We start from the raw sequence: 23,320 nt of genomic DNA, 5'->3' as shown, positions 1-23,320 counted from the left end.
CTAGTCAACGTTGACCGAGATAACTGTATGGCAAAAATATGTAGGTGGCGCAGATTCCAGACTTTTATCCAACGCACTCGTAGCGTTTTGATTATTACTCCCAGCGTTGCCTTGACGGTTATGGTTGGGCAATCGTTGGGACTTTTCAATTTACCGGAATGGAAAATTCGTGACGAATGGGTTCGTCAGCGATCCCAAGGGCGGGCTACGCCAACGTCCCTGACGATCGCTGATGAGATTGTGATTGTTACAATCGATGAGCGCGATATCCAATCAGTGCGTAAATGGCCAATTCCAGACTGGGCGCTGGCACAATTATTAGAAAAAATCCGGGCGCAGGAGCCTAGAGCCATCGGATTGGATCTCTATCGAGATTTACCAGAAGGAAATGGACATGAGCAACTTGTTCAAGTCTTCCGCAACACTCCTAATTTAATCGGAGTTGAGAAAATTACCGGTGAACGCGTCAATCCCCCACCGGAATTGAAAAAAAAGGATCAGGTAGGATTAGCAGATTTAGTGTTGGATGGCGATCGCTTTGTGCGTCGTGCGCTTTTGACAGCTGAAGATGCTAAAGAGAAAAACACCATTAAAGCTGGACTAGCAACCCTTGTAGCCCTAAAGTACCTGGAAGCTGAGAAAATTAGCTTAGAAAGCATTGACCCCAAGCAGCAAAAGTTTCAGTTGGGCAAGGAAATTTACCTGCCACTGCAAAATCAAGAAGCAGGTTATACCGATGCCGATTTAGGAGGCTATCAAATTCTGCTCAACTGGTATGGAACGGATGCTGCATTTCGGACAGTTGCCATGCGCGATGTTTTAGCAGGGAGAATTCCGGCAGATTTGATGCGCGATCGCATGGTATTTATTGGTTCAGTCGCCTCCAGTACCAATGATTTCTTCAGCACACCCTTCTCTTCTTGGGTATCTGCTCAAAAACCGACTCCAGGTGTGGTTGTTCATGCCAATATTGCTCATCAACTAGTACAAGGGGCAAAAACCGGAAAATCCAGCCTACACGGTGTTTCTGGCATTTCTCTATCACTCTGGATTATTTTTTGGTCTGTCATCGGTTCTGGGGGCAGTTGGTGGTTAGCTAGTGCGCGTACTGGGCGACAAATTCCCGGCGGCAAAATTCTTTGGGCAACTGTAGGCATCAGTGGAGCCTGTGTATGGGGTGGCTATGGGATGTTTTTGCATGGTGTTTTAATTCCGGTAACACCCGCCTTAGCCGCTTTTATCGTTAGTGTGATTGCGACAACGAACGCCTATAAACAGCAGAAGTTAGAAGAAATAAATCGCCAACTGGAAATTGCCAACAGTCAACTATTAGATTATTCCAAAACCCTGGAGACAAAAGTCGAAGAACGAACTCATGAATTGGTTGAGGCAAAGCTTGCTGCCGATGCTGCCAATCAAGCCAAGAGTGAATTTCTCGCCAATATGAGCCACGAATTACGCACACCTCTCAATGGCATCCTTGGTTTTGCCCAAGTACTAGAACAATCGCCAAACATGACAGCTAAAAACCTGGAAGGAGTCGGCATTATCTACCAATGCGGCTCACACCTGTTGATGCTGATCAATGACATTCTCGATCTCTCGAAAATAGAAGCGAGAAAATTGGATTTGGTTTTAACCAATGTGCATCTGCCCAATTTCTTACATGGTGTGACTGAGATTTGTGGTATCCGGGCCCAACAGAAAGGGATTGGATTTAATATCTTAATTAGCGATCGCCTACCACTTGTGATTGAAGTCGATGAAAAACGGCTGCGGCAAGTGTTGATTAACTTGCTGGGCAACGCGATCAAATTTACAGATAGCGGTGGCGTAACGTTCAAAGTAGAGTTATTAGAGACTGGGCAAGAATCTTCCCAATCTCGAATCGCCAAGATTCGTTTTGAGATTGAAGATACAGGTATTGGGATGTCAGCAGACCAACTTGAAAAAATCTTTTTGCCCTTTGAGCAAGTGGGTGAAGCAAAACAGCGATCTGAAGGTACTGGCTTGGGATTGGCGATTAGCCACAGAATTGCGGCATTGATGGAGAGCCAAATTCAGGTGCAGAGTCACCTGGGCGAAGGAAGTCTGTTTTGGCTAGATTTGACAGTAGCAGTCCCACTTGTTCATGACTGGCATGGAGGTGCGATGTCTACGACGGGCGTAGATGCAGCCCCAATTTCCCAGAAAATTACCGGGGTTCGGGGTAGTGCGCCTCAGATTCTCATTGTCGATGACGATCGCAACCACCGTTTTATGTTGACCAGTATGCTGCAAGAAATTGGCTGTCGAACCCTGGAAGCGATCGATGGCAAAGATGGTCTACAGGTGGCAACTGAACACAATCCAGATGTGATTCTGCTCGATTTAGCTATGCCCAATATGGATGGTTTTGAGCTAATGGTTCAGCTGCAAGGGAATCCGCAAACCAGTTCTATTCCTATTATCGTCTCTAGTGCCAACGTCTCTGAGTCAAATCGCCAGCGAAGTGTAGAGACAGGGGCAACAGCATTCCTGCCCAAACCCCTCCAGATCGAGGAACTACTAAATAAACTGCGATCGCTGTTGAAAGTAGAGTGGATATATGCCCAATCTTCGCCTCAGCAGTCGTCTCCCAAAGGTGAGCAGGTAACTGGTAGTGAATGGGTTCTACCATCCCAGGATGTTTTACAACAACTCTATCATCTGGCAATGATGGGGGATATCTCGGCGATCGAGGGAATGTTAGGAGAGCTAATTGAGCAAAACAGTCAGCTAGCTCCCTTCGGGGCAGAGTTGAGCAAACTCACTGCCAGTTTCCAAACCGGAAAAATCCGTAAGTTCCTCAAATCATTTGTCACAACGGAGTTAAGTCCATGATCACTGTTCCTCTCTCCAAACCCATATATATTTTGTTGGTGGATGACAATCCTAATAATCTCAAGGTGCTATATGAAGCGATTCAAGGGTGTGGCTGGAAAGCGCTCATGGCAACAGATGGAGAGTCAGCGATCGAACAAACAGAATATGCCCGTCCCGATCTCATTCTCTTGGATGTGATGATGGCAGGTATTGATGGATTTGAAACTTGTCGCCGGCTGAAAACTAATCCTATAACTCAGAATATTCCGGTAATTTTCATGACTGCCCTTTCCGATTCTACAGACAAGGTGGCGGGACTGGAAATAGGTGCAGTTGACTACATTACCAAACCCTTCCAACACGAAGAAGTCATTGCTCGTTTAAAGTTACACCTGAAAATTTCCCTTCTCACCCGCACATTAGAAGAACGTGTGCAAGAGCGCACCGCAGAATTAACTCAATCTTTACAGCAGTTACAACAAACCCAATTACAACTGATCCAGAGTGAGAAAATGTCCACTATCGGGCAGATGGTTGCAGGTATTGGTCATGAGATTAATAATCCGGTTGGTTTTGTTGGTGGGAATTTATCCTATATTGAAGAATATGTGAATGATTTGCTTCGGCTAGTGAGCCTGCAACAGGAGAAGCTACCACAGCCAGATCCGGAAATTGAAGAGCTTCTTGAAGAAATCGACTTGGAGTATCTGGTAGAGGATCTGCCGAAACTACTGGCATCAATGCACCAAGGAATTACCCGTCTTAAAGATATCAGCCTCTCTCTGAGAACTTTTGCTCGCACAGATATTTCATCTCAGGTGGAGTTTCAGATTCATGAAGGAATCGATAGCGCCTTAATGCTGTTGAAACATCGACTCAAAGGCAAGGGCGATCGGCCTAAAATTGAAGTTGTAACCCAATATGGTGAGTTACCTGCAATCAGTTGCTATCCCGGACAACTGAACCAGGTGTTCATGAATATCATCGCCAATGCCATTGATGCATTTGATGAACTCAATCAAAACCACTCTTATCAAGAGATTGCTGCTTACCCGAACATCATCACCATTATCACATCGGTTGATCTTCAGCAACAAACCGTCACAATATGCATCCAAGATAACGGCCCCGGTATGCTTGCTGAGGTGCAAGCTCGAATTTTTGAGCAATCTTTCACAACCAAGGCCGTGGGCAAGGGAACCGGGCTGGGATTAGCTATAAGCTACCAAATTATTGTCGATAAACACAATGGACAAATAAACTGCTTGTCAATGCTTGGTGAGGGAACAAAGTTTATTATTACTCTGCCCATGTAATATCTGCATACACTGATTTTTACCACCTCATAATAGCGAGTAATGGCTTTGCCAAAACTTACCCCACGTTAACCTTCATCTTAATTCTAAGACTCAAATATCTTTATTTAACTATAAAACCTCATCTAAGTTGAGAACCGGAGTTTTTGCCCTCACCCAAAATCCCTCTCCCATATATGGGAGAGGGATTTTGAAATTCTGGCTCCCCTTCTCCCAAATTTGGGAGACAGGGTGCTTTCATACGAAAAAAGAAAAATACATAAGTCTTGATTCTCGTTTTGTGACATGACTTTTTACCCCACTTCCAAACCTCTCCCCGTTGGCGTCAGCCTGCCGTTAGACAAGGGTCGAGAGGCTTTTAAACTCAGTTTTATTTTTTCTCTGCTTGTATGAAACCACCCTGCTTCTCCCAAATCTGGGAGAAGGGGTTGGGGGATGAGGGCAAATCCTTTTATTTCAAAATGTTGAGCTTTATTTAGCGTTAGAGAATTTTATGGCTGGCTGGGAATGCTAAAGATAGCACCTCATTGTCCTTTTATTTGACAGTGGTGGATACTACCTATTAGCTTCATGTCCACTTCACCCTACCACTCAGTCCTAGAAAAATGATACCTGTCCTTCCCGGTTACAACTTTATTGAAGCTCTGCATGAAGGTGTCAATACCGTTATTTATCGCGCTTCCAAGCAGTCTGATCAAACCCTTGCGATCGTTAAAGCGCTTAAAGCCGAGTATCCCAGCCTCGAAGAACTAACCCGACTAAGACATGAATATAAAATATCACAGACGCTAGTAGATATAGAAGGAATTGTCAACTCCCTAGCTTTAGAAAATCATCATAACGGTTTAGCCTTAATTTTGGCAGACTTTGGTGGAAAATCTCTGAAAAAGTATATTAGCGATCGCCAATTGTCATTAACCGAATTTCTCACAATAGCCATTCAGCTAGCATCCACTCTCACTCAACTGCATCAAGCCAAGATTATTCATAAAGATATTAAACCTGACAATATCGTTATTAACCCAGAAACCGGGCAAGTTAAAATCATCGACTTCAGCATTGCATCGTGTTTAGAAAAAGAAAATCAAAACATCAGCAATCCCAATTTACTAGAAGGCACTCTCGCCTATATGTCACCGGAGCAAACCGGACGAATGAATCGGTCAATTGACTACCGTACTGACTTCTATTCTTTAGGCGTTACCTTTTATCAAATGCTAACAGGTTCGCTACCTTTTAATGCTGCTGACCCTCTAGAATTTGTTCATTGCCATATTGCAAAAACACCAATACCGCCTCAAGAGTTAAATCCAAAAATTCCCCTAGCGATTTCTGATCTTGTCATGAAATTGTTAGCTAAAACTGCTGAAGATAGATATCAAAGCACTCTAGGACTAAAAGCCGATTTAGAAACCTGTCTCACTCAGTTGCAAACGGATGGCGAGATTTCCCACTTTATTGTCGGTCAGCTAGATTCATACAGCCAATTTTCCATCCCGCAAAAACTTTACGGACGAGAAATAGAAGTTGCTACTTTATTAGCAGCATTTGATCGCGTCAGTTCTGGTACTACGGAAATGATGCTAGTTTCTGGTTACTCAGGCATCGGTAAATCGTGCTTAGTTCACGAAGTTCACAAACCGATTGTGCGCCAGCGAGGTTATTTTATATCCGGGAAATTTGACCAGTTCAAGCGGAATATTCCTTTTGCTTCTTTAATTCAAGCATTCCAAGATTTGATGCGCCAGATGCTAACGGAAACCGATGACCAAATAGCTCTTTGGAAATCAAAACTAATAGATGCCCTCGGCTCCAACGGTCAAGTGATTATAGACGTTATTCCCGAATTAGAACGGATTATTGACCCGCAGCCAGCAGTTCCTCAATTAGGACCATCTGAATCAGAAAACCGATTTAATCGGGTGTTTCAACGATTCATTCATGTATTTAATCAACCCGAACATCCGCTAGTTTTGTTTTTGGATGATTTACAGTGGGCGGATTCAGCTTCCCTCAAGCTTATCCAGTTAATTATGACCGACCCAGATAGTCAATATCTATTGCTAATTGGCGCGTATCGAGATAATGAAGTAAGTGCCACTCATCCCTTGATTCAGACCTTGGAGCAGATTCAACAGACTGGTGCGATCGTAAATAACATTATTCTTCGGCTTTTGGATATCTCTCATGTCAACCAGTTAGTGGCTGATACTCTTCGCACTGAAATTTTAAAGGCAAAGCCACTGGCAGAGTTACTTTTTACAAAAACCCAAGGCAACCCCTTTTTCTTAACTCAGTTGCTCAAATCTCTTGATCAGGATAACTTGTTATCGTTTGACTTTGATCGCGGTTTTTGGCAATGGGATATTGAGGTTATTGAGGGAGTTAACATAACTGATAATGTTGTGGAATTGATGGTTAGTCAAATTCAAAAGCTATCTGCTAAAACGCAGAATGTGTTGAAGTTTGCCGCCTGCATTGGAGACAAATTTAGTTTAGATATGTTGGCGATTATTAATAAAACATCTCAGTCAGAAACAGCAGCAGATTTGTGGTCAGCTTTGCAATCAGGTTTGGTTCTACCGCTAAATAATTCATATAAAACACCGCTTGTTTTTGACTCCGAACAAATGCAGACTCAGAACAGGCGATCGCTGATTACTCATAACTCATCACCGATCACCTATAAATTTTTACACGACCGAGTGCAGCAAGCTTCTTATTCTCTCATCCCAGATGACCAGAAAAAACAGACTCACCTAAAAATCGGTGAATTACTACTAAAACATACCTCAGAAACGGACATTCAAGAAAACATCTTTGAGATTGTTAACCAATTGAATATTGGTGCTGAATTCATCACTCAAGAACCTCAAAAAGATAGGCTGGCTCAACTCAATCTTATCGCTGGACAGAAAGCGAAAGCAGCAACAGCATATGAATCATCTGTTAAGTATTTAAATGCAGGTTTGGGACTCCTTGCAGCAAATAGTTGGGAGTGTCAGTACAACCTAACACTCAACCTCTATGTAGAAACAGCAGCAGTAGAATTTCTCAACACCAACTTCGAGCGAGCAGAAATGCTTTCTGATGTAGTTTTGGCACAGGCAAAAACCCTGCTTGATCGAGTCCAGGTGTCTGAGACAAAAATGCAGTTTTATATTGCTAAAAACCAAATGCAAGCCGCGTTAAATACCGGGCTGCAAGTGTTGAAAATGCTAGGGTTGCCTTTATCAGTTAAACCCCCAAGGAGATTGACGAGATTGAATTTAGGAGGGAAACAGATTGAGGATTTAGCAGAATTGCCAGAAATGACTGATGCTTATAAATTAGCTGCACTGCGAGTCTTGATAAATCTGATTCCTCCGGTTTATATTGTAGCTCCTGAACTTTATCCACAGGTTGTTTTTAAAATGACCAATCTCTGTCTCAAAGATGGAAATTCTCCTTTATCAGCTTATACATATGTACTTTATGGAATGTTATTATGTGGCGCTTTTGAAGACATGGATTCTGGCTATAAATTCGGTCAGCTAGGCTTAAAGCTGTTGAATCAATTCAATGCTAAGGAAATGACAGCGAAAATCTATGAAACATTTAATTATTTTATCAGGCATTGGAAAGAGCCAGCTATTAATACTATAGAACCGTTGCTTGAGGGTGTCCAAAGAGGGTTGGAAACAGGAGATTTAGAATATGCTTCTTATTCGGCTTGTTTCTATTGTACGCATTTGTTTTTTATCGGTGAAAATCTAGAAATAGTTCTCCATAAACAGGCGCACTATATCGCTTTGATGCAAAAAAATAAGCAAGAGTTTCAAACAATTTATGCTAAGATAATTCGACAAACAGGGTTAAATTTAATTAAAAAATCGCCGGAACCATATCAATTAATCGGTGAAAGTTTTGATGAAAATCAAATGTTGCCAATTCTGATAAATAGCAATAATTATATGGCTATTTATCCTATCTATGTTTCTAAATTGATTCTAGGTTATTTATTTAAAAATTACGATCGCGCTGCTGAGGATGCCTTGGTGGCAGAAAAATACGAACAAGGCGGACGAGGGCTGATGTACAAAGCCGAACATAAGTTCTACTACTCTCTGACTCTTCTGGCTTTATATCGCACCGCATCAAAAAGCGATGCCTACGGCGGCAAGCTACGCCAACAATATCTCAGTCAAGTGGCAGCGCATCAGAAAAAAATGAAGCAATGGGCGTTGCATTCTCCTGCCAACTATCAGCATAAGTATGATTTAGTAGAGGCAGAAAAAGCGCGAGTATTAGAACAAGATATCAAAGCGATCGCGTTTTATGACCGAGCAATAAATGGAGCCAGAGAACATGGATATATTCAAGAAGAAGCCCTAGCCTCGGAACTAGCAGCAGATTTTTATTTTGCCTGTGGCAGAGAGAAGGTTGCTAACATCTATCTCAACGATGCCTACTATGGATATGGTCGCTGGGGAGCGAAGGCAAAAGTTAAAGACTTGGAAAAAAGATATCCTCAACTATTTCGGATATCAAAGCGAGAAATCATCAGTACGGACGTGACTCGGATAATTAGCTCTACGGGTGAAAGTGCTTCAGATTTGCTGGATTTAGCCACAGTTATCAAAGCATCTCAAGCTCTTTCTGGAGAAATACTTTTGGGCAAGTTGCTATCTAAATTAATGACAATTGTGCTAGAAAATGCTGGCGCTCAAACAGGCTACCTAATTTTAGAAAAATCAGGAGAATTGCTGATAGAAGCATCAAAAGGAGTAGACAAAAACGATATAACTGTGCTACAAGGAATCCCAGTATCAACTAGTCAGCAGCTACCAATTTCCTTGATTAACTATGTAGCCCGAACCAGAGAAAATGTTGTACTAAGTGATGCGACTTGTAAGGGAACATTTACCACAGATACATACATACTTACTCATCAACCTAAATCCGTCTTATGTACCCCGCTCATCCATCAAGGAAAACTTAGTGGCATCCTTTATTTAGAAAATAATCTTACCATTGGCGCATTTACATCAGATCGCTTAGAAGTATTACAACTGTTATCTTCTCAAGCGGCGATTTCTATAGATAATGCTCGTCTTTATAAAGACTTAAAATTAGCCAACACTGGTTTAGAAGTCAAAGTCCAAGAACGAACTCTAGAGTTACAGGAAAAAAATGTGCATCTGCAAAAAGCAGAAGAAACTGCACAATCTGCCAACCGGGCCAAGAGTGATTTCCTCGCTAACATGAGCCATGAACTGAGAACACCGCTTAATGGGATTTTAGGTTATGCTCAAATCCTCAAACGAGACAAAAGTTTAACCAACTCACAAAAAGATAATGTGGGTATTATTTATCAGTGTGGCGACCACCTCTTGAACCTAATCAATGACATTTTAGACCTCTCAAAAATTGAAGCGAGGAAAATGGAACTCCATCCAACGGATTTCCATTTTCCAGAATTTCTACAAGGCATTGCCGAAATCTGCCGTATCCGGGCTGACCAAAAAGGTATTTGCTTAATTTTTGAACAAATTACTCAACTTCCTACAGGTGTCAAGGCTGATGAAAAACGGTTGCGCCAAGCTTTGATTAACTTACTGGGCAATGCCGTTAAGTTTACCGAAACTGGAGGCGTAGCTTTCAAAGTCGGCTATCACGAAGGTAAAATTCGCTTTCAGGTGGAAGATACAGGAGTTGGTATGGCACCAGAGCAATTAGAAGAGATATTTTTGCCGTTCCACCAGGTAGGAGATCAGAGTCGCAAAGCAGAAGGAACGGGATTGGGACTGGCAATTACCCGCCAATTAGTTCAGATGATGGGTGGCAAAATCCAGGTGAAGAGTACTTTCGGTAAAGGGAGCATTTTCTTCTTTGATTTAGATTTGCCTGAAGTTTCTCAATACGCTGATATTCTTAAAGAAGAACAACGAAATATCCAAGGTTTTAAAGGTTATAAACGGAAAGTTATCGTGGCAGATGACAGACCAGAAAATCGCTCAATTTTGGTCAAGATGCTATCGCCTTTAGGATTTGAAATTGTGGAAGCGATAGATGGTCAAGATTGTTTGAATAAGGCATCTGAATGGAATCCAGATTGTATCTTAATGGACTTGATGATGCCTCAAATGAGTGGCTTGGAAGCTACTCGTCGGCTGAGGCGATCGCCTCAGCTAAAGAATGTGATAATAATTGGTACTTCTGCCAGCGTTTTTGATTTCGATCTCAACAAAAGTAAAGAGGCAGGTTGCAATGATTTTCTACCTAAGCCAATCCGGATAACAGAGCTTTTAGAAAAGCTACGGCTTCACTTAGAACTGGAATGGATTTATGAAGAGGGTGAAAGTCAAGTATCTACAGGTAATCAACAAGAAAATACTCAGCAATCATTGGTAGCTCCCTCGGCAGAGGAAATTACATCTCTGTTGAATTTAGCAATGAAAGGCGATCTCAAAGGTATTGTGGAGCAAGTTATTCACTTGGAAGAATTGGATGTTAAATATGCACCTTTTTCTTTAGAGTTGCGTCAATTAGCTAAAGGTTTTCAAGTTAAAAAAATTCGTGAAATTCTAAAAAAGGTAGGGGCAAATTAATGAGTATTTCAAACATGGAACATGGCATTATCTTAATCGTTGATGACAATCCGACAAATTTAGGAGTGTTATTCGATTTCTTGGCTGATTCTGGCTTCCAAGTGTTGGTGGCGGAGGATGGTGAGGATGCGATTGAGCAGGTCGAATATGCTCTTCCCGATCTAATTTTATTAGATGTACTCATGCCCGGAATGGACGGGTTTGAAACTTGCCAGCACTTGAAAGCTAAAGAATCAACTAAAGACATCCCCGTGATTTTTATGACGGCGCTTTCTGAGACGGTGGATAAGCTCAGAGGGTTGAATCTTGGGGCAGTGGATTACATCACTAAGCCGCTTCAGCATGAAGAGGTTTTAGCCCGTGTCAAAATCCATTTAAGCATCCGAAATCTGACTAAAAGACTGCAAGAGCAAAATGTGTATCTGGAGCAGGAGATTCAAGAGCGAACTAAGGCAGAGAACGCCCTTTTAAAACTGACATCTGAGTTAGAAGAACGGGTGGAAGAAAGAACGGCTGCACTTGAGCAATCTAATCAGCTGCTGCAACAGGAAATCCAAGAGCGCATTTTTACAGAGCAAGCATTGCAAGAATCAGAAGCACGCTATCGAGAACAAGCCAATCAGCTAGAACTTGCCTTTCGCCAACTTCAAGAAACTCAAAGCCAACTGGTTCATAGTGAAAAAATGTCTAGTCTGGGACAATTGGTGGCGGGTGTCGCCTATGAAATTAACAATCCGATCAACTTCATCTATGGGAATCTGACTCACGCCTCTCAATATACCCAAGACTTGCTCGACCTCTTAAACCTCTATGGCAATTACACTCCCTCACCGCTACCCGAAATTCAGAAGCTGACTGAGGCGATAGATTTAGAATTTCTGAGTGAAGACCTGCCTAAATTGCTGAGTTCGATGAAGGTTGGTGCTGACCGCATCCGCGAAATTATTCAGTCGTTACGGATTTTTTCTCGTGTGGATGAAGCCCAAATGAAGCCAGTGAATATTCACGCTGGGTTAGATAGCACGCTGCTGATTTTGCACAATCGGTTTAAAACCAGTTCTAACCAACTAGGTATTCAACTCGTTAAAGAGTATGGCGACCTGCCACTTGTGGAGTGTTATGCAGGACAACTCAACCAAGTGTTTATGAATTTATTGGCCAATGCAATTGATGCTGTGGAGGAGTATGACAAAGAGCGATCGCCCCAGGAAATTTACTTTTGCCGCAGTACGATTCGGATTCGCACCGAAGTAACTGACAATGAGTTTGTGACTATTTGGATTGGCGATACTGGCCTCGGTATCACACAGGAAGTACGCGATCGCCTATTTGACCCCTTCTTTACAACAAAACCCGTAGGTAGAGGCACTGGTTTAGGCTTGTCGATTAGTCAAGAAATTGTTGTCTCCAAACATGGTGGTCAGATAACGTGCCTTTCAGCACCTGGGCAAGGGACAGAGTTTATGATTAAAATTCCGATGCGATCGCACCCTCTAGAATTGGCTTTGGCGACACCCTACCATTTTGGCTGCGATTAGTTTAGCTGAACCCGAAAGGGCTAACAATTCCAAATTAAAGACATTTTATATGTGACGTTCTCTGCCGTTATACCCGAAGGGTTAAGGGGAGCTTCTGATTTAGATGTGAAATCATGTACTTAGTAATGTATAATAAACTCCAAGAGTTCAGGGTGCTTGTGAAGTATTAAACTACTTGCTGGTACTGCCAAAGCATGTTGTATGTCTAAATCTGCAATCACCGTTACGGTCAAACTGTTCGCTGCTTATCAAGAAGCCTTTAGGGTTTCGGAGCTGGTGCTGGAATTTCCCAATGGTATGCCAGTCAAAGCAGTATGCGATCGCCTCATAGCCGAACATCCCAAGCTCTCCCAATGGCGTGACATCACCCGTTTTGGGATTAATTTAATATTTGTCGAACCAGATACCCTACTTCAAGATGGGGATGAAGTCGTGCTGATTCCACCAGTTAGCGGCGGCTAGCAAAATAGTTAGGAGTTAGGAGTTAGGAGTTAGGAGTTAGGAGTTAGGAGTTAAAGATTCAAAACTTATAACTCTTCACTTGCTATTCGACTTAGCAGTTAGCTTTACTAGGTGATCTAACTCTTGCTGCATCTGACTAACAACTAATTCATAACATTCATTCACATAGTGGCGATCGCTGGCTGCTTCTGAACCATAGCGTTCAAATACAATTGGCGGACAAACCCGCGTGTACATGGGCACAGGTAATGGAATGTTGGGCAACGGGCCAATTGCTAATCCCCAAGGCAGTCCGAGATAGATCGGAAAAACTTCTGGATCAATGCCAAACAGCCAAGGCATCCCCCACTCATGGAGTTGCTGCATAATTTTGTAGCAGTCACCGATCACAATCAGTGTATCGTGAGCACCCCAGGAAATCACAGGCACAATCGGCACATTTTCCCGCAACGCTAACTTGATAAATCCTTGCCGCCCCGCAAAATAGATTTTATTACGTAAATAATGCGGTCGGAAGACATCTTCGGCTCCACCTGGATAAACTAGCACACTAGCTCCAGAACGCAAAGCAGTGTAAGCCATTTTCGGATGAGCGATGATTGCTCCAGCCTTGGCGACCAGTTGCGCTAGTGGTGGACTAACCTGCCAAGCTTTGGGATGCATTAAACCATAAACGGGTTGCTCTACACCAAATCGTCGAAACCAGTCGTACATTACCATTGTCATATCGGGTGCAGCGAGTCCCCCGTTATGTGAACCGACAAATAGGACTTTTTCTTGGGGTGGAATATTATCCCAGCCACTAGTTTGAACTCGGAAATAGTAGTGATAGAAAAAGCCCAACAGGGGCATCAGAGACTCTATGAACTTTGGATCTCGCTCATCCAAAGACCAACCGGATTTTTTGTTTAAGAGATGTTGCTTTTTTGACATCGATGCATTTTAACAGGATTGGCAAAGGTCAAACAATCCTTATTAGTACAGTTTTGCGTAAAAACGTCGCGTTTTTAATGCAGAATTCAAGTATTTGAACCACATCTGTCGTAAGGGCATAGCAATGCTGTGCCCTTACTGCGTGGTCTATTTACCCGAAAATAGCTGTAATGCAGGGGAAGACATTAACATTCCAAGGGAATGCATTGGCATTGCATTGAGATGCATTAACAATGCAAGCTGATGTATTAACATTGCCAGCCTACGCATTAACAATGCCAGCCTACGCATTAACAATGCCATCCGACACATTAACAATGCTAGCCTACGCATTAACATTGCAGGGTATTGCCAAATTTAATTTCCTAGAAATTTATGAAATGATGTATTTAGCTTTCATCGCTGTTTTGCTTCTGCTTGACTAGCCAAACAGAAAGCAGAGCGATCGCAACACCAGCCACAATAAAACAATAAATGTAACCGAAGTTATCCACAATTTTACCAAATACTGCCGCGCCGATTCCCTGTCCCACAAACAGGTTGAAAACGAACAGGGAAACAGCAGTACCTCGTGCTTCCGGGGAAAGCTCAGTGGCTTTGGTCTGGAGGGTGCTGTGCATCATATAAAAGCCCAATCCCATTAAAATAGTTAAGGGGATAAAAAGTATCCAGTTTTGTAACAATGCGATCGCTAAGAAGCTGATAGACATCAAGCCTCCTCCCACGCCCATTAAACCAATTTCACCCAGTCGCCTGACAAACCATTTAACTGAGCGACTGTAAATCAGTCCACCCAATCCAAAAGCACTGAGCATAAACCCGATCGCTACATAACTTAGACTATAGCGATCGCGCAAAAATGCGCCGATGTAAGCAAATGCTCCAAATAGGCAAAAGCCTTCCACAAACACCCCGATAATTACAGTCCGGGCGATCGGTTGGGTCAATAGTTGATAATAAGGTCGAAATGTGATACTACCTACGCGACTTTGGGGACGTTGACTATCGCTTCTATGGCGCGTTCCCCGCCATAGAAGTCCAGCAATGGTAAGGGAGACGATTCCAAATAAGAGAAAGATATCACGCCAACCGATATATTCTCCAAAGATGCCGCCCAAACTACCACCGAGGATTTGACCCAACACCAAGGCACTTAAATACTTACCGATCGCAGCTTGGCGTTTTTCATAAGGAAAGTTGTCACCAATATAAGCTAGGGTGACAGGGATGACCCCAGCCGCAGCCATCCCTGTGAGAAACCGCAGTAAGGTAAGTAAGACGATATTTGACACAAAGGCACAAACAGCCGTACCGACAGCAAATGCTGCCAGTGCGACTGTAATTACCTTAATTTTGCCGATGCGATCGCCTAGTGGGCCATAGACTAACTGAAATAGCCCGTAGGGAATCGTGTATGCCGAGATAATCACCGCAGCACTGCCAACGCCCACTTTAAACTCGTCAGCCATGATGTGCAGTAGGGGGTCAATCACCCGTGCATCAGCAACCACCATGAAGGCAGCAGCGCCCAACAGTCCTAATGAGACAGGTGTCTTGCCTGTTATATCTTTTGCTAATCTGCCCACTCCTATGTTCTCCTCTAGTTTGAGTTTTCGCACTTTTAGAATAGACTTTTTGCAGAAGGGGAAGGGCTGAGGAAGTAAGAGAGGAACTCTTGTTTCACTCCTTCTCTGTTTCCCGTTCTTCGGTAATTTTTATTTAGAAAAAAAAGCGTGCGAGTCGTCATGCAAATAGAGCAGCCTTTTAGAATTAATGCCCCCCAACCAGACAAGCTAAAACAATTCTTTCCCAAACCTTTAATTATCCTAAGCCCAGTTGCTGGTTGGAATGGTTTTTATTTTGCCTACTGATGTGGGTATTTTTCCGATTGAAGTGCGGAATGTGGGATACAAGGTTTACTCAATCAACATCAAGAACTTCTCTTTGTGATTGAGTCTCAAGCTCTGGCATCCCAATTAGACAGCTAGGGATTGGGTTGCCATCTTGCATAAATTTTTCACTCCTGTGCATAAACCATGGCTCCCTACCTCTATAAAAATTTAGAAGCCAAAAAGCTAGTACCGCAGAGATGAATTCAAAATTCAAAATTCAAAATTCAAAATGAATATAGCATAAGCGTTTCATTGATTTTGAATGGGTGGTTTATTTCCGCCGTGCTGTACTAGTTCAAAACGCTTAACTTATTTAGGCTGACAAAGACACTAAGCACAACCAAAAATCAGGAGAAAAACAAAATGATTGTTATCATGAAAACCCATACTCCATCAGCAGAAATTGAGAGCATAATCCAAGAATGCCGTAATTGGAACCTCACACCAGAAACCATTGAGAGCAACAACAAAGTGGTGATTGGTTTGGTGGGGGATACTGCGGGTTTAAATATCGAAAAAATTCAACAACTAAGCCCTTTTATTGAACAGGTTTTACGAGTCAAGCATCCCTTTAAACGAGCAAGTTTAGAATTTCGTAATGGAGAATATAGTGAGGTAGCAGTACCAACTCCTAATGGGGTAATAACCTTTGGTCAAAATCATCCTTTAGTAATAGTAGCTGGCCCCTGTTCCGTCGAAAATGAAGAAATGATTATCGAAACAGCCCAGGTAGTAAAAGCCGCAGGCACAAGCTTTATTCGAGGAGGAGCCTACAAACCTCGTACCTCGCCTTATGCTTTCCAAGGACATGGAGAAAGCGCCCTGCACCTGTTAGCAAAAGCTCGCGAAGCTACAGGCTTAGGAATTATTACAGAAGTGATGGATACAGCTGACCTAGAAAAAGTTGCGGAAATTGCAGATGTGGTACAAATTGGTGCCCGCAATATGCAGAATTTCCCCTTGTTGAAGAAAGCAGGCGCTACAGGTAAACCAATTCTGCTCAAGCGGGGTTTGTCTGCAACGATTGAAGAATGGTTGATGGCAGCTGAATATATTCTGGCATCTGGTAATCCCAATGTGATTTTGTGCGAACGCGGAATTCGCTCCTTTGATCAAAAATATACCAGAAATATTCTGGATTTATCTGTAATACCTGTATTGCGTAAGCTGACGCATTTGCCAATCATGATTGATCCCAGTCATGCTACTGGCTACTCTGAATACGTACCAACAATGGCGAAAGCATCTGTAGCATCTGGCACGGATTCCTTGATGATTGAGGTTCACCCCAATCCGAAGAAAGCACTCTCAGATGGCCCTCAGTCTCTCACACCTGTGGCATTTATGGAATTAATGCAAGAAATTGCTCCTCTAGCCCAATACTTTGGTCGTGGCTATAAATCAGCGTTTAGTAATTCTGCCAGAAGTGATAGCGATCGCCCAGAGCGCACACTAAAATTAGGATGATTAATCGCCCTCTTCAAGTCTCGAAACATTTCTTCAAGATCAAATATTTGTTTCACCACACATTGCTTGCTATACATTTGATCTCATAAGTTTTTCAGACTATTTTGTCACCCCACTCGGCTGAGAGATTCATCCTAAACTGCTAATGGCGAATTTCTATATTGCATAACTTTTATGGGTTTCTCGTAAGATACACCAAGAACACAAACTAAAACAGTGATCAGTAAGCAGTGAAATAATTGCTTACCGATCACTGATATAAAACCAGTGTCTTGCATGAAACTCTGTCGCCAACTAGCCAAACGATTCTGTTAATGATTTTTTCAATCAGGCTCAAGAGGTAACTAATAATGTTTTTTGATACACACTGCTATACAACCAAAGGTGGAATATTTGTATCGCGCTCGGTGAATAATACATCTATAGATGTAGCGATTGAAGAGGTTTTAGTGCGTTTGGATTCCCAACGCGGAGGCTTGCTAGCAAGTAGCTACGAATACCCTGGACGCTATAAAAGATGGGCCATGGGTTTTGTCAATCCACCTTTAGAACTTGTCACCCGCGATCGTAGTTTTACCATTACTGCACATAATGAGCGAGGCAAGGTACTACTGGATTATCTAGCAGAACTTCTCTTGCACCAACCATACCTTCAAGCTGTCAATAAAGATAACAATCAGATCACTGGCTCCGTCAGACCAACGGAACGTATATTTTCAGAAGAAGAACGCAGCAGACAACCATCAGTTTTCAGTGTGGTTCGTGAGATATTATCTGCCTTCTATAGCCAGGAAGATGAACATTTGGGACTTTATGGTGCGTTTGGCTATGACTTGGTTTTCCAGTTTGAGCAAATGCCAAAGCTTCTGGAACGTGAATCAGACCAAAGAGATTTGGTGCTATATCTACCTGATGAATTGTTAGTTGTTGACTACCACCAGCAAACAGCATTTCGTTTGCAGTATGATTTTGTCACCAAGAATGCTAGCACTAGGGATTTGCCTCGCACCGGTGAGGTGATGGATTACCGAGGTAAGCGTTTGAGTGTTACCAAAAACTCCGACCATGCCTCAGGTGAATATGAGGAGCATGTGACGAAAGCACTTGAGTATTTTCGTCGCGGCGATTTATTTGAAGTTGTTCCCAGTCAAAGCTTCTTTCAATCCTGCGAAAAATCTCCAACTGAACTTTTCCGCACACTGAAGGAGATTAATCCCAGTCCCTACGGATTCATCTTTAATTTAGGTGGTGAGTATTTGATTGGTGCATCACCAGAAATGTTTGTGCGTGTAGAGGGTAGACGTGTAGAAACCTGCCCAATCAGTGGCACAATTCGTCGGGGAATAGATGCAATTGGTGATGCGGCGCAAATCCAGAAGCTGCTGAACTCAAGCAAAGACGAAGCTGAACTGACCATGTGTACCGATGTAGACCGCAACGATAAATCGCGGATTTGTGAGCCTGGTTCAGTGCAAGTCATTGGTCGTCGCCAAATCGAATTATACAGTCATCTGATCCATACAGTAGATCATGTGGAAGGTCTACTGCGACCAGAGTTTGATGCCTTGGATGCATTCCTGACTCATCTGTGGGCAGTCACAGTCACAGGGGCCCCAAAACGTTCCGCAATGCAGTTTCTCGAACAGCAAGAGCATAGTTCCAGACGTTGGTATGGTGGCGCGGTGGGATATTTAAGTTTCAAAGGCAACTTGAATACTGGTCTAATTCTCCGGACGATTCGGCTCAAAGACTCAGTTGCACAAGTGCGAGTTGGTGCAACAGTTCTTTATGACTCAGATCCAGAAGCGGAAGCCCTGGAAACAATCACTAAAGCTACTGCCCTGTTTAAAACACTTGACCGAGTCAATTATAAGAGTGCAGACGCAAAAACATCAACTGACCATCCAGAAGTCAATTCAGCGGCTGGTAAGCATGTCTTACTAATTGACTATGAAGACTCATTTGTTCACACCCTAGCCAATTACATCCGTCAAACTAGTGCCACAGTCACAACACTACGGCATGGTTTTGCAGAATCAGTCTTTGATGCAGAAAAACCAGACTTAGTTGTTTTATCTCCCGGCCCTGGCAAACCCAATGACTTCCGGATTACTGAGACAATTGCAGCCTGCAAAAAGCGGCAAATCCCTTTATTTGGTGTGTGTTTAGGATTGCAGAGCATTGTCGAAGCTCACGGTGGCAAGTTGGGAGTTCTCGATTATCCCCAGCATGGTAAGGTGTCTCAGGTTTCGATCATAGATACCGATTCTGTGGCGTTTAATGGCTTACCGCCATCCTTTGAAGTTGGTCGATACCACTCATTATATGCCCTACCTGAGAGCCTACCTTCAGAATTCAAAGTCACAGCTATGTCCCAAGATGGTGTGATTATGGGCATTGAGCATAAAACACTACCAATTGCTGCCGTACAGTTCCATCCAGAATCCATCATGACATTGGCTGGAGGAGTAGGTTTAGAAATTATCAAAAACGTAGTCTTTGCATTCACCGCAGAAAGGCAGAAGGTTCATAAATAAATTCCTCCCTCAGAGGTTGTTTGAAAAGTGGTTGGCTGTATCTGTGCAGTAGGGCAAACGCATCTAAATCACAACCAAGATTCAGAGCATTTGTAACACTTTCGCCAACAGCATCCATTCCTCAACCTAACCTACGCAGGTTAAGATTTTTAACGCTAACCCAAGCGTATTGCGCCCTGCCTGATCTGTGTACTTATTGATCCCCCCTAGCCCCCCTTAGAAAGCTATCCATTAGTCACATCTTTACTTTACAATCTTGAAATGCTTGTTTAATAAGTATCATGAAGACTGAGGTGTAAGGCATAGTTGACAAATTAGCTCTTTGTCTTCTCGCTAAAATTAGGTTTTTATTGAGAATGAACAACGAACGAATCAGGCTTATAAAAAACGTGAGTGAATACTCTCACAAATATTAACAAAGATCCGGGTAATGGATAGCTTAGAAAGGGAGGAACCAGGAATCAAATTCCCCCTTTACAAGGGGGATAATGGTGGATCTACAACGTTTTATTACCAAGAAGAGGACTTTTAAAACATCCTCTTAAAATTACAACTGTTTGCTCATAAACAAGATGCAGAATTATCACCAAGTAACTACAAAATCCACCAAACCACGTCATATTCTCGAAGAGATTGTTTGGTACAAACAACAAGAAGTTGCCCAAAGGATTGAGCAATTGTCTTTAGCAGATTTAAAACTTCAGCTAAGTTTTGCTTCTTTGCCGCGAGATTTCTTGAATGCTCTCCGGCAAAGTCCCATAAAACCTAGCATTATTGCAGAGGTAAAGAAAGCCTCACCAAGTAAAGGAGTAATTCGTGCCGAGTTTGATCCTGTAAAAATTGCTCAAGCATATGAGCGAGGTGGTGCTAATTGTATCTCTGTGTTGACAGATGAGAAATTTTTTCAGGGCAGTTTTGAAAACTTGCGGGTAATTAGAACTAGTGTAACATTGCCACTACTGTGCAAAGAGTTTATTATAGACCCTTATCAAATTTATCTAGCACGAGTCAATGGAGCGGATGCAATTTTACTAATTGCTGCTATTCTCTCAGATGAAACTCTGGAAAATTTTCTCCAAATTGCTCGTGATTTGGGGATGATTGCCTTAATAGAAGTACATACCTTAGGGGAACTTGACCGCGTGCTAGAGTTAGCAAATGTGCAATTAATTGGGATTAATAACCGCAATTTGGCAGATTTTAGCCTTGATTTAGAAACAACTCAACGCCTGTTGGCAGAACGTCAGCAAAAGTTAAGTAGCTTAGATATTACGGTTGTAAGTGAATCTGGTTTATACACATCTTCTGATTTAGCTTTTGTTGCCCAGGCAGGAGCTGAAGCTGTGTTGATTGGAGAATCCTTGGTTAAGCAAGCTGATTTAGAGCAAGCTATCAAGCAACTCAAAATTAAGTAGATCGGCATAAATAAAGTTAACTTGTGTTCGCGCAGCGTCTTTCCTAGTAGGGGTTTTAAGAAGTCAAAAGTAAAGATGCAAAATCGTTCATTTTAAATCTGGAATTGTGCATATTTCTTTCTTCCTCTCTCCTATGTATTAATTGTAAGTCTTCATTAGTTAATCACTATGACATCTATCTCCCAACAGTTTGAATATTTACGCGCAAAAAACCAGTGCGCTTTGATTCCTTTTATTACAGCTGGCGACCCTGATTTGGAAAATACAGCGGAAGCCCTCAGAGTTTTGGATGCAAGCGGTGCAGATTTCATTGAGCTGGGAGTTCCGTACTCTGACCCATTAGCTGATGGGCCTGTAATTCAAGCGGCTGCTACCCGTGCCTTAAAAAAGAGAACCCGTTTAGCTGATGTTTTGGAAATGTCGCAGTCAGTAACTCGTGGCTTGCGATCGCCTATTATCCTGTTTACTTACTACAACCCAATTTTAAATCTGGGTGTGCAGCAGTTCCTCAAGCAAGTTGCAAATTCCGGAATCAAGGGTTTAGTTGTACCCGATTTGCCCTTAGAAGAGGCAGGTCATTTGCTCCAGTTAGCTGATGCGGTGGGGGTTGAAGTCACATTGTTAGTGACTCCTAACAGTTCTTCAGAGCGGATTCAGGCGATCGCTCGTCAATCCCGTGGATTTATCTACTTAGTAAGTGTCACAGGTGTCACAGGTATGCGTTCCCAGGTGCAAACGCGGGTTAAGGATGTACTCAGTGAAATCCGTAGTGTGACAAACAAGCCCATTGGTGTTGGTTTTGGCATTTCTAGCCCAAAACAAGCTTATCAGATGAAGGAGTGGGGAGCAGATGCTGTGATTGTGGGTAGTGCCTTTGTACAGCGCTTGGGAGAAACCACACCCTATCAAGGGTTGCGAGCTATAGGAGATTTTTGTAGCGATTTGAAGACATCTGTCTCAATACTGAGTGCTTGATAACTGTTCACTGATAACTGATAACTGATTTAAGGAGATTCCATGTTAATAAACACACAAATTGCTAATGTCTCTACTCCAGAGTTGAATCAGCAACCTGATGCTCTAGGTCGGTTTGGTCAATTTGGCGGCAAGTATGTTCCGGAAACCTTGATGCCCGCATTAAGCGAGTTAGAAACAGCGTTTTACCACTATCGCCATCATGCCGATTTCCAAACCGAACTGCAAAATCTTCTGCGCGACTACGTAGGACGCGCCACGCCCCTGTATTTTGCCGAACGCTTAACTCAGAACTACGCCAGACCGGATGGCACTGGTCCGCAAATTTACTTAAAACGTGAAGATTTAAACCATACAGGCGCTCACAAAATTAATAACGCTTTAGCTCAGGTATTACTAGCTAAACGCATGGGTAAACAACGGATTATTGCCGAAACCGGAGCAGGTCAGCATGGTGTAGCAACGGCAACAGTCTGTGCGCGTTTTGGTCTGGAGTGCGTGATTTACATGGGCATCCACGACATGGAACGACAAGCTCTGAATGTGTTTCGGATGCGGTTGATGGGTGCAGAAGTCCGTCCCGTGGAAGCAGGAACCGGAACCCTGAAAGATGCTACCTCCGAGGCGATTCGGGATTGGGTGACAAATGTGGAAACCACCCACTATATCTTGGGTTCCGTTGCTGGTCCCCATCCCTACCCAATGATGGTGCGAGAGTTTCAAGCAATAATCGGCCAGGAAACTCGCGCTCAATCTCAGGAAAAATGGGGCGGACTACCAGATATTCTCTTGGCTTGTGTTGGTGGCGGTTCCAATGCGATTGGGCTGTTCCATGAGTTTCTCGGGGAACCATCTGTACGCCTGATCGGCATTGAGGCGGCGGGTGAAGGACTGGATACTGAGAAACACGCCGCAACTCTGACACTTGGTCGCGTCGGTGTTTTACACGGAGCAATGAGTTATCTTTTGCAAGATGAGGATGGTCAGATTATTGAAGCCCACTCTATCAGTGCTGGATTAGATTATCCCGGTGTAGGTCCCGAACACAGTTATTTGAAGGACACTGGACGTGCTGAATATTACAGCATCACCGACCAACAGGCATTGGCAGCATTTAAACGCCTTTCACAATTGGAAGGAATTATCCCTGCATTGGAAACATCCCATGCGATCGCTTTCCTAGAAACCCTTTGCCCACAACTGACTGGTAGCCCCCGAATTATCATCAACTGTTCGGGACGTGGTGACAAAGATGTGCAAACGGTTGCCAAATTTTTCCATCCTGCATAAATCCAAACTAATTAGGAGTCAATAAAAATGGTTAGCAATGATTTTCTCAAAAATGATTGGC

Annotated in this window: 13 protein-coding genes; 11 read left to right on the top strand and 2 right to left on the bottom strand. The window is 42.9% G+C overall.

What is annotated here, in order from left to right; translation table 11 throughout:
- The first annotated feature begins 27 nt into the window (after positions 1-27).
- The 5 genes from V7K31_RS13870 (at position 28) to V7K31_RS13850 (ending at position 12,750) form a co-directional block, all read left to right on the top strand.
- A complete protein-coding gene (locus tag V7K31_RS13870; protein WP_335094908.1) occupies positions 28-2,862 on the top strand; it encodes a CHASE2 domain-containing protein in 2,835 nt (944 codons plus the stop codon).
- Positions 2,859-4,160, top strand: coding sequence for a hybrid sensor histidine kinase/response regulator (locus V7K31_RS13865; protein WP_335094907.1), 1,302 nt, complete (start codon positions 2,859-2,861; stop codon positions 4,158-4,160). The genes V7K31_RS13870 and V7K31_RS13865 overlap by 4 nt, the downstream gene beginning before the upstream one ends.
- Before the next feature lie 605 nt (positions 4,161-4,765).
- Positions 4,766-10,750, top strand: a complete 5,985-nt coding sequence (locus V7K31_RS13860; protein ID WP_335094906.1) for a hybrid sensor histidine kinase/response regulator — start codon at positions 4,766-4,768, stop codon at positions 10,748-10,750.
- Positions 10,750-12,288, top strand: coding sequence for a hybrid sensor histidine kinase/response regulator (locus V7K31_RS13855; protein ID WP_335094905.1), 1,539 nt, complete (start codon positions 10,750-10,752; stop codon positions 12,286-12,288). The genes V7K31_RS13860 and V7K31_RS13855 overlap by 1 nt, the downstream gene beginning before the upstream one ends.
- 201 nt (positions 12,289-12,489) lie before the next feature.
- Complete coding sequence (locus tag V7K31_RS13850) at positions 12,490-12,750, top strand: MoaD/ThiS family protein (protein ID WP_335094904.1); 261 nt, start codon at positions 12,490-12,492, stop codon at positions 12,748-12,750.
- A 75-nt stretch (positions 12,751-12,825) separates the two neighbouring features.
- Here V7K31_RS13850 and V7K31_RS13845 read toward each other — a convergent pair whose 3' ends face one another.
- Positions 12,826-13,683, bottom strand: coding sequence for a lysophospholipid acyltransferase family protein (locus V7K31_RS13845; protein WP_335094903.1), 858 nt, complete (start codon positions 13,681-13,683; stop codon positions 12,826-12,828).
- Between the two features lie 233 nt (positions 13,684-13,916).
- Between V7K31_RS13845 and V7K31_RS13840 the strand changes: the two genes are divergently transcribed.
- On the top strand, positions 13,917-14,108 hold the full coding sequence (locus tag V7K31_RS13840; protein ID WP_335094902.1) for a hypothetical protein: 192 nt from the start codon (positions 13,917-13,919) through the stop codon (positions 14,106-14,108).
- Here the strand turns inward: V7K31_RS13840 and V7K31_RS13835 are convergent.
- Positions 14,073-15,269 carry an MFS transporter gene (locus tag V7K31_RS13835; protein WP_335094901.1) on the bottom strand — a complete coding sequence of 399 codons (1,197 nt, stop codon included), beginning with the start codon at positions 15,267-15,269 and terminating at the stop codon, positions 14,073-14,075. The genes V7K31_RS13840 and V7K31_RS13835 overlap by 36 nt on opposite strands.
- Before the next feature lie 669 nt (positions 15,270-15,938).
- Between V7K31_RS13835 and aroF the strand changes: the two genes are divergently transcribed.
- The 5 genes from aroF (at position 15,939) to trpB (ending at position 23,259) form a co-directional block, all read left to right on the top strand.
- Positions 15,939-17,042 (top strand): 3-deoxy-7-phosphoheptulonate synthase, encoded by a 1,104-nt coding sequence (aroF, locus tag V7K31_RS13830; protein WP_335094900.1) that lies wholly within the window; start codon positions 15,939-15,941, stop codon positions 17,040-17,042.
- 350 nt (positions 17,043-17,392) lie between these two features.
- Complete coding sequence (locus V7K31_RS13825; RefSeq protein ID WP_335094899.1) at positions 17,393-19,579, top strand: anthranilate synthase; 2,187 nt, start codon at positions 17,393-17,395, stop codon at positions 19,577-19,579.
- 572 nt (positions 19,580-20,151) lie between these two features.
- Positions 20,152-20,994: an indole-3-glycerol phosphate synthase TrpC gene (trpC, locus tag V7K31_RS13820; protein WP_335094898.1), complete on the top strand. Its 843-nt coding sequence runs from the start codon at positions 20,152-20,154 to the stop codon at positions 20,992-20,994.
- Between the two features lie 168 nt (positions 20,995-21,162).
- Complete coding sequence (trpA, locus tag V7K31_RS13815; RefSeq protein WP_335094897.1) at positions 21,163-21,969, top strand: tryptophan synthase subunit alpha; 807 nt, start codon at positions 21,163-21,165, stop codon at positions 21,967-21,969.
- A gap of 42 nt (positions 21,970-22,011) precedes the next feature.
- Positions 22,012-23,259: a tryptophan synthase subunit beta gene (gene trpB, locus V7K31_RS13810; protein WP_335094896.1), complete on the top strand. Its 1,248-nt coding sequence runs from the start codon at positions 22,012-22,014 to the stop codon at positions 23,257-23,259.
- Positions 23,260-23,320: the final 61 nt, after the last annotated feature.

Origin of the sequence: Nostoc sp., assembly GCF_036917675.1 — a bacterium.
In the GTDB taxonomy this organism is placed as follows: Bacteria; Cyanobacteriota; Cyanobacteriia; order Cyanobacteriales; family Nostocaceae; genus Nostoc.
The sequence above is the reverse complement of the archived record's forward strand: the minus strand, read 5'-3'. Positions and strand labels throughout refer to the sequence as shown.

What these genes read in the sequence shown, in the direction of transcription:
- V7K31_RS13870 (WP_335094908.1), top strand. Translation starts at nt 28, where the DNA reads ATGGCAAAAATATGTAGGTGGCGCAGATTCCAGACTTTTATCCAACGC.
- V7K31_RS13865 (WP_335094907.1), top strand. Translation starts at nt 2,859, where the DNA reads ATGATCACTGTTCCTCTCTCCAAACCCATATATATTTTGTTGGTGGAT.
- V7K31_RS13860 (WP_335094906.1), top strand. Translation starts at nt 4,766, where the DNA reads ATGATACCTGTCCTTCCCGGTTACAACTTTATTGAAGCTCTGCATGAA.
- V7K31_RS13855 (WP_335094905.1), top strand. Translation starts at nt 10,750, where the DNA reads ATGAGTATTTCAAACATGGAACATGGCATTATCTTAATCGTTGATGAC.
- V7K31_RS13850 (WP_335094904.1), top strand. Translation starts at nt 12,490, where the DNA reads ATGTCTAAATCTGCAATCACCGTTACGGTCAAACTGTTCGCTGCTTAT.
- V7K31_RS13845 (WP_335094903.1), bottom strand. Translation starts at nt 13,683, where the DNA reads ATGTCAAAAAAGCAACATCTCTTAAACAAAAAATCCGGTTGGTCTTTG.
- V7K31_RS13840 (WP_335094902.1), top strand. Translation starts at nt 13,917, where the DNA reads ATGCAAGCTGATGTATTAACATTGCCAGCCTACGCATTAACAATGCCA.
- aroF (WP_335094900.1), top strand. Translation starts at nt 15,939, where the DNA reads ATGATTGTTATCATGAAAACCCATACTCCATCAGCAGAAATTGAGAGC.
- V7K31_RS13825 (WP_335094899.1), top strand. Translation starts at nt 17,393, where the DNA reads ATGTTTTTTGATACACACTGCTATACAACCAAAGGTGGAATATTTGTA.
- trpC (WP_335094898.1), top strand. Translation starts at nt 20,152, where the DNA reads ATGCAGAATTATCACCAAGTAACTACAAAATCCACCAAACCACGTCAT.
- trpA (WP_335094897.1), top strand. Translation starts at nt 21,163, where the DNA reads ATGACATCTATCTCCCAACAGTTTGAATATTTACGCGCAAAAAACCAG.
- trpB (WP_335094896.1), top strand. Translation starts at nt 22,012, where the DNA reads ATGTTAATAAACACACAAATTGCTAATGTCTCTACTCCAGAGTTGAAT.